The organism is Variovorax sp. P1_H12_2, from assembly GCF_056405335.1.
Genome location: NZ_JBFUCI010000346.1, coordinates 1 through 7,094 on the forward strand (window position 1 = coordinate 1; position 7,094 = coordinate 7,094).

At 65.7% G+C, this 7,094-nt stretch carries 9 protein-coding genes; 5 read left to right on the forward strand and 4 right to left on the reverse strand.

Annotated features, from left to right (window positions below):
• The 4 genes from pssA to AC1D2K_RS26355 all read right to left on the reverse strand — a co-directional run.
• Positions 1 to 597: CDP-diacylglycerol--serine O-phosphatidyltransferase (gene pssA, locus AC1D2K_RS26340; RefSeq protein WP_478092245.1), on the reverse strand; the 597-nt coding region annotated here is incomplete at its 3' end.
• Between the two features lie 147 nt (positions 598 to 744).
• Positions 745 to 1,761 carry a ketol-acid reductoisomerase gene (ilvC, locus tag AC1D2K_RS26345; protein WP_478092247.1) on the reverse strand — a complete coding sequence of 339 codons (1,017 nt, stop codon included), beginning with the start codon at positions 1,759 to 1,761 and terminating at the stop codon, positions 745 to 747.
• A 44-nt stretch (positions 1,762 to 1,805) separates the two neighbouring features.
• Positions 1,806 to 2,297, reverse strand: a complete 492-nt coding sequence (gene ilvN / locus AC1D2K_RS26350) for an acetolactate synthase small subunit (RefSeq protein WP_076998466.1) — start codon at positions 2,295 to 2,297, stop codon at positions 1,806 to 1,808.
• A 130-nt stretch (positions 2,298 to 2,427) separates the two neighbouring features.
• Complete coding sequence (locus AC1D2K_RS26355; protein ID WP_478092249.1) at positions 2,428 to 4,212, reverse strand: acetolactate synthase 3 catalytic subunit; 1,785 nt, start codon at positions 4,210 to 4,212, stop codon at positions 2,428 to 2,430.
• 285 nt (positions 4,213 to 4,497) lie between these two features.
• On the opposite strand from AC1D2K_RS26355, the gene AC1D2K_RS26360 reads away from it, so the two are divergent.
• From AC1D2K_RS26360 to AC1D2K_RS26380, 5 genes are all read left to right on the forward strand, one after another.
• Entirely contained in the window at positions 4,498 to 5,064 is a 567-nt protein-coding gene (locus tag AC1D2K_RS26360; RefSeq protein ID WP_478092251.1) for an RNA polymerase sigma factor, read from the forward strand.
• Positions 5,061 to 5,495: a DUF3619 family protein gene (locus AC1D2K_RS26365; protein ID WP_478092253.1), complete on the forward strand. Its 435-nt coding sequence runs from the start codon at positions 5,061 to 5,063 to the stop codon at positions 5,493 to 5,495. The genes AC1D2K_RS26360 and AC1D2K_RS26365 overlap by 4 nt, the downstream gene beginning before the upstream one ends.
• A 13-nt stretch (positions 5,496 to 5,508) precedes the next feature.
• Positions 5,509 to 6,303 (forward strand): DUF3106 domain-containing protein, encoded by a 795-nt coding sequence (locus tag AC1D2K_RS26370; protein WP_478092255.1) that lies wholly within the window; start codon positions 5,509 to 5,511, stop codon positions 6,301 to 6,303.
• A gap of 80 nt (positions 6,304 to 6,383) precedes the next feature.
• Complete coding sequence (locus AC1D2K_RS26375) at positions 6,384 to 6,878, forward strand: RDD family protein (protein ID WP_478092258.1); 495 nt, start codon at positions 6,384 to 6,386, stop codon at positions 6,876 to 6,878.
• A partial coding sequence (locus AC1D2K_RS26380) for a diacylglycerol kinase (RefSeq protein ID WP_478092256.1) occupies positions 6,875 to 7,094 on the forward strand: 220 nt, incomplete at its 3' end. The genes AC1D2K_RS26375 and AC1D2K_RS26380, both read left to right, overlap by 4 nt.

Genomic DNA, 7,094 nt, shown 5'->3' on the forward strand with positions numbered 1-7,094 from the left:
GCTGTAGAACGGCGCGTTGGTCACCATCGAGAGCCCGGCATACAGCGTGAAGCCGAAGGTGATCCAGGTRATCTGGTTCCACGAGAGGTACAGCACCTCGCCGCCGCGCTTTCCCCATTCGGTCATGAGCCAGATGAAACCCGCCACCAGCGCCGCCGCTGCGGGCGACGGCAGGCCCTGGAACCAGCGCTTGTCGACCACGCCGGTGTTGACGTTGAAGCGCGCCAGCCGCAGCGCCGCGCAGGCACAGTAGACGAAGGCCGCGATCCAGCCCCAGCGGCCCAGGCCCTTGAGCGACCATTCGTAAGCGATCAGCGCGGGCGCGGCGCCGAAGGACACCATGTCGGACAGCGAATCCATCTGCTCGCCGAACGCGCTTTGGGTGTTGGTCATGCGGGCCACGCGGCCATCGAGGCTGTCGAGGATCATCGCGGCGAAGACGCCGAGTGCCGCAAGGTCGAAGCGCGCATTCATCGCCATCACGACCGAATAGAAACCGCCGAAGAGCGCCGCCAGCGTGAACAGGTTGGGCAGGATGTAGATGCCCTTGCGGCGCTTGCGCGTGGGCACCTCGTCGGGAAGCGTGTCGTCATGCATGGGGTCGGCCTCCAGCGCAGAAGGGGCTCAGGTACGGGGCAGGACGGGGGGTGGCAAACATCGGTGGCAGTGTAGTTCAGGCGCAACGCGCGCCTCCATGAAAAAGGGCCACCGCGTGGTGGCCCTTCTGGCGTCGGAAGGCTCCGATCAGTTGCGGGTCTGGTCGACCAGCTTGTTCTTCTTGATCCAGGGCATCATCGCGCGCAGCTGCTCGCCGACGACTTCGATCTGATGCTCGGCATTGATCCGGCGACGGCTGATCAGCGCGGGCTGGCCGGCGGCGGCTTCGAGCACGAAGCTCTTGGCGTATTCGCCGGTCTGGATGTCCTTCAGGACCTGCTTCATGACCTTCTTGGTCTCTTCGGTGACGATGCGCGGACCCGTCACGTACTCGCCGTATTCGGCGTTGTTCGAGATCGAGTAGTTCATGTTGGCGATGCCGCCTTCATAGATCAGGTCGACGATCAGCTTGAGCTCGTGCAGGCATTCGAAGTACGCCATTTCGGGCGCGTAGCCGGCTTCCACCAGCGTCTCGAAGCCGGCCTTGATCAGTTCGACCGTGCCACCGCACAGCACGGCCTGCTCGCCGAACAGGTCGGTCTCGGTCTCTTCGCGGAAGTTGGTCTCGATGATGCCGGCCTTGCCGCCGCCATTGGCGGTGGCGTACGACAGCGCCAGGTCGCGCGCCTTGCCGCTCTTGTCGGCATGCACGGCGATCAGGTGGGGCACGCCGCCGCCTTGGGTGTAGGTGCTGCGCACGGTGTGGCCCGGAGCCTTCGGAGCGACCATCCAGACATCGAGGTCGGCGCGCGGCTGCACGAAGCCGTAGTGCACGTTGAAGCCGTGTGCGAAGACGAGCGAAGCGCCTTCCTTGATGTTCGGTGCGACGTCGTTCTTGTAGACGCTGGCGATCTGCTCGTCGGGCAAGAGGATCATGACCACGTCGGCCGACTTCACCGCGTCGGCCACTTCGGCCACCTTGAGGCCGGCCTTGCCGACCTTGTCCCACGATGCGCCGCCCTTGCGCAGGCCGACCACGACCTTGACGCCGCTGTCGTTCAGGTTCTGCGCGTGTGCATGGCCCTGGCTGCCGTAGCCGATGATCGCAACGGTCTTGCCCTTGATGAGGCTCAGGTCCGCGTCCTTGTCGTAATAGACTTTCATGAGAGTGCTCCTTCGTTGATTCGGTGGTGTGTGGATGGATGGGTTCAGACGCGCAGGATGCGCTCGCCGCGGCCGATGCCGCTGGCGCCGGTACGGACGGTCTCGAGGATCGCGCCGCGATCGATCGCTTCCAGGAAGGCGTCGTTCTTGCCGTGGTCGCCGGTGAGCTCGATGGTGTAGCTCTTGTCGGTCACGTCGATGATGCGGCCGCGGAAGATCTCGGCCATGCGCATCATTTCTTCGCGCTCCTTGCCGACCGCGCGCACCTTCACCATCATGAGCTCGCGCTCGGTGTAGGCGCCTTCGGTCAGGTCGACCACCTTGACGACCTCGATCAGCCGGTTCAGGTGCTTGGTGATCTGCTCGATCACGTCGTCCGAGCCGGCGGTGACGATGGTCATGCGCGAGAGGCTCGGGTCCTCGGTCGGCGCGACGGTCAGCGATTCGATGTTGTAGCCGCGGGCCGAGAACAGGCCGACGACGCGGGAGAGTGCACCGGGCTCGTTCTCGAGCAGCACGGCAATGATGTGTTTCATGTCAGCAGGACTCCTCTTTTCGCCGCCCTCCCCCGCGCACGGTAATGCGCGGGCTCGACAAGCAATAGATTCGCCAGGAAAAAAGTTAATGAAGGAGCCGAGTCCGCGCAGCGGACCGGCTTATCGTCTGTTAGAGGTCTTCGGACCCCAGCAGCATCTCGGTGATGCCCATCCCCGCCTTGACCATCGGGAACACGTTCTCGGTCGGGTCGGTGCGGAAATCCATGAACACGGTGCGGTCCTTGAGCTTGCGCGCCTCGCGCAGCGCCGGCTCCACGTCCTGGGGCCGTTCGATCAGCAGGCCGACATGGCCGTAGGCCTCGGCCAGCTTCACGAAGTTGGGCAGCGCGTCCATGTAGCTGTGGCTGTAGCGGCCCGAATACTCGATCTCCTGCCACTGGCGGACCATTCCGAGGTAGCGGTTGTTGAGCGAGCAGATCTTGATCGGCGTGTTGTACTGCAGGCAGGTAGAGAGCTCCTGGATGCACATCTGCACCGAGCCTTCGCCCGTGATGCAGAACACCTCGGATTCAGGCTTGGCCAGCTTGATGCCCATCGCGTACGGAATGCCCACGCCCATCGTGCCCAGGCCGCCCGAATTGATCCAGCGGCGCGGCTCGTCGAAGCGGTAGTACTGCGCGGCCCACATCTGGTGCTGGCCGACGTCGGACGTGATGTAGGTATCGGCATCCTTGGTCATGTTCCAGAGCGTCTCGACGACGTACTGGGGCTTGATCACATCCTTGTTGCCGCGGTCGTACTTGAGGCAGTCCTTGCCGCGCCATTCCTCGATCKTGCTCCACCAGCTGGCCAGCGCCCCGGCGTCGGGCCGGACCGTGCTCTCGCGGATCATCGAGATCAGCTCGGTCAGCACGTCCTTGACGTCGCCGACGATCGGGATGTCGACCTTGACGCGCTTCGAAATGCTCGAGGGGTCGATGTCGACGTGGATGATCTTGCGTTCGTTCTGTGCGAAATGCTTCGGGTTGCCGATCACGCGGTCGTCGAAGCGCGCGCCCACGGCCAGCAGCACGTCGCAGTTCTGCATCGCGTTGTTGGCTTCGATGGTGCCGTGCATGCCCAGCATGCCGAGGAACTTGCGGTCGCTGGCCGGATAGGCGCCCAGACCCATCAGCGTGTTGGTGACCGGGTAGCCGAGCATGTCGACCAGGGTGCGCAGCTCGTTGGTGGCGTTGCCGAGCAGCACGCCGCCACCGGTGTAGATGTAGGGGCGCTTGGCCGTCAGCAGCAGTTGCAGCGCCTTGCGGATCTGGCCGCCGTGGCCCTTGCGCACCGGGTTGTACGAGCGCATCTCGACCTTGTCGGGATAGCCGCTGTAGGGGGTCTTCTTGAAGGAGACGTCCTTGGGCACGTCCACCACCACCGGGCCCGGACGGCCGCTGCGTGCGATGTGGAAGGCCTTCTTCATCGTCATCGCCAGATCCTTCGGATCCTTGACGAGGAAGTTGTGCTTGACGATCGGCCGCGTGATGCCGACCGTGTCGCATTCCTGGAACGCGTCGAGCCCGATCGCCGCCGTCGGCACCTGGCCCGAGATGATCACCATCGGGATCGAGTCCATGTAGGCGGTGGCGATGCCCGTGACCGCGTTGGTCAGGCCCGGCCCCGAAGTGACCAGCGCGACGCCGACGTCGCCGGTGGCGCGGGCGTAGCCGTCGGCCGCGTGGACGGCGGCCTGCTCGTGGCGCACCAGCACGTGCTGGATGGTGTCCTGCTTGTAGAACGCGTCGTAGATGTAGAGAACCGCGCCGCCGGGATAGCCCCAGACGTACTTGACACCTTCGGCCTGCAGTGCCTTGACCAGCACTTCGGCGCCCATGAGTTCTTGGGGTTGATTGCCCATCCCTGAGGATGCGGCTGCTGCGGAAGCGAGTTCCGCCTTCGAGATTTCCATGATGAACCTTTGTGTTTTTTCGGGAACGAAAAACCTTGGGTGCCCCTTCGCCAGCTCTTTTGAAGCCGCGTCAGGACTTGAGGCCACAGCCATGGGCGTATCTGTATACCGCCGGACCGTGACCCGTTTGCCTTTTGACTTGCAAGGCGAATTATGACACCGGATCGGCGCCTCGCGGCTGGCCCCGGGCCCGATCCGGGCGCAGAGGCATAATCCGCGCGACAAAAAGACAAACGTCCCAGAGACACCTCCCCACGCGGCGCAGTTCCCCTGCGCCGGATTCGCTTGGCCACTGAACAAGAACTTTCCGATTTCCTGAAGAGCGTCGAAAGACGCGCTTTCAAGCGTTCCGTCTACCACGTGCGGGACGAGGAAGCGGCGCTCGACATCGTCCAGGACAGCATGATGAAGCTGGCCGAGCACTATGGCGACAAGCCGGCCAACGAGCTGCCGATGCTGTTCCAGCGCATCCTGTCGAACTGCACGCTCGACTGGTTCCGCCGGCAGAAGACGCGRCGGGCGCTGTTCTCCAACCTGAGCGACTTCGAATCGACCGACGACGACGGCGACTTCGACCTGCTCGAGCACGTCCAGTCCCCCACCGACACGCGCGAGACCGAGAGCGCCGAAGACACCACCCGAAGGGCCCAGATCTTCCACGAGATCGAGGAGCAGATCGCCGCTCTGCCCGGGCGTCAACGCGAGGCCTTTCTGATGCGTTACTGGGAGGACATGGACGTCGCCGAGACGGCCGCTGCGATGGGGTGCTCCGAAGGGAGCGTCAAAACCCATTGTTCGCGGGCCGTGCACGCCTTGAGCAAGGCGCTCAAAGCCAAGGGAATTTCGCTATGAACACACCAAACACTGCCCCGCCAGGGTCCGCCGTTGCCTTCGAAGAGCAATTCGGTCGCCGGGTCGCCGCGCGCCTGTCTGCCGGCAATCTCGAACTCTCGCACGAGGTCGGCGAACGCCTGCGGGCCGCCCGCGTGCAGGCGGTGGCGCGCCGCAAGACGGAGCCGCAGTTCAAGTCGGCACCGGTGGTGGTCTCCAGCGGAAGGGCAGCGGCCCTCGGCGGTGGCTGGTGGACCCGCATCGGCTCGGTGCTGCCGCTGGTGGCACTGGTCGCGGGCCTGATGGTGATCAGCGTGATCCAGGAAGAACGCCGCACCAACGAACTGGCGGAAGTCGACTCCGCGCTGCTGACCGACGACCTGCCGCCCGCTGCGTACACCGATCCCGGCTTCGCGCAGTTCCTGAAGACCAGCGACGCTGCCGAGCGCTGACTCCCCGCTTCGAATGCTGCGTTCTCTCCTCCCTTGCGCACAGGCGCTCCAGCCGGTGTACGCCTCGATGTCGGCAGCGCCTGTCTGGCTCGCCGCGCTGCTGACGCTGGGCGGCTTCGGGCTTGTGGCCGCCACGCCTGCCGGGGCGCAGCCCCTCAAGGCACAGACCCAGGCCACGAAGCCCCCGTCCAAGCCGACCTGGCGCGACCTGAGCGCCCGCCAGCAGCGAGCGCTGGAACCCCTGGCCTCCAGCTGGGACGAGTTGACCGAACCACATAAGCGCAAATGGCTCGTGATCGTGCGCGATTACGCGGAAATGTCGACCGCAGACCAGGAGATCCTGCATAGCCGCATGAAGGAATGGTCCAAGCTGAGCAACCGGGAGCGCGCTCAGGCCCGCCTGAATTTCGCCGATGCGAAGCAATTGCCCGCGGATGAGCGCAAGGCCAAATGGGAGGCCTACCAGGCACTCAGCGACGAGGAAAAGAACCGGCTCGCGGCCAGCGCCAGCCCGAAGGTGACGCCGGGTGCGGCCGCCACGATCCGGCCGGTGCCGGCGCAGAAGCTGGCGCCGGTGCCCTCGGCCGGTGCCGACGGCCAGCATGCGCCGCGCATTCAGCTCGCACCACCGCCGGCCGCCGCGCCGCCGGTGGCAGCAACGCGTCCGCCGGTTCCGGCGCCCTCTTCCGCCCCGGTCGCCGCCGAAGCGCAGGTGCCGCCGCCCGCCGCGAATACACCTGCCGCGGAGCCTCCGGTCACCTCGACGCCACCGGTTCGCTTGACCGAGCAACCCTCTTCGGCGCCCTGATCGGACACATGGCCCCCAGTTCCCCCGGCAACGCCGGACCCCACCCGGCCGCGACCGGAGACTCCACCGATCGACAACCCATGCACCTGGCCGCGCCCGGCCTCTGGCGCCGCATGGCCTGCTGGCTCTACGAGGGCATGCTGCTGTTCGCGGTGGTGTTCGTCGCCGGCTGGCTCTTCAGCACCCTGGGCCAGATGCGCGACGCGATGGATTCGCGCCGGCATCTGCTGCAGGCCTTCCTGTTCGTGGTCTTCGGCGTCTATTTCGTCTTCTTCTGGACCAAGGGCCAGACGCTGGCCATGAAGACCTGGGGCATCCGCGTGGTCGATCGTCATGGCAAGGCGCTGACCCAGGGGCGCGCGCTGCTGCGTTACCTGCTGAGCTGGGTCTGGTTCCTGCCGCCGCTGGCCGTCATTGCCCCCTTCAAGCTCGGCGGCGGCGAAGCGTCGGTGCTGATCCTCGGCTGGGTCGCGGTCTGGGCCCTGCTTGCCCGCTTCCATCCCGAGCGCCAGTTCTGGCACGACGCCTGGGCCGGCACCCGYCTGATCGCATCCAGGCCGATGAGCCGGCGATGAGCGGCACCGACCCCGCCAATCCGCAGGCCCTGCGGCGTGGCCTGACCCGCGTCTGGCATGCGGCGCTGATCTCGGTGAATGGTTTTCGCGCCGGCTGGCGCGAGGCCGCCTTCCGCGAGGAAGTGTTCTGCGCCATCGTGATGATCCCGGCCGCCTTCTGGGTCGGCCGCAGTTGGGTCGAGGTGGCGCTGCTGGTCGCCACGGTGGTGCTGGTGC

Excerpts from the sequence above, each read along its gene's own strand:
- ilvC (WP_478092247.1), bottom strand. The coding sequence starts at position 1,761 with ATGAAAGTCTATTACGACAAGGACGCGGACCTGAGCCTCATCAAGGGC.
- ilvN (WP_076998466.1), bottom strand. The coding sequence starts at position 2,297 with ATGAAACACATCATTGCCGTGCTGCTCGAGAACGAGCCCGGTGCACTC.
- AC1D2K_RS26365 (WP_478092253.1), top strand. The coding sequence starts at position 5,061 with ATGAACACACCAAACACTGCCCCGCCAGGGTCCGCCGTTGCCTTCGAA.
- AC1D2K_RS26370 (WP_478092255.1), top strand. The coding sequence starts at position 5,509 with ATGCTGCGTTCTCTCCTCCCTTGCGCACAGGCGCTCCAGCCGGTGTAC.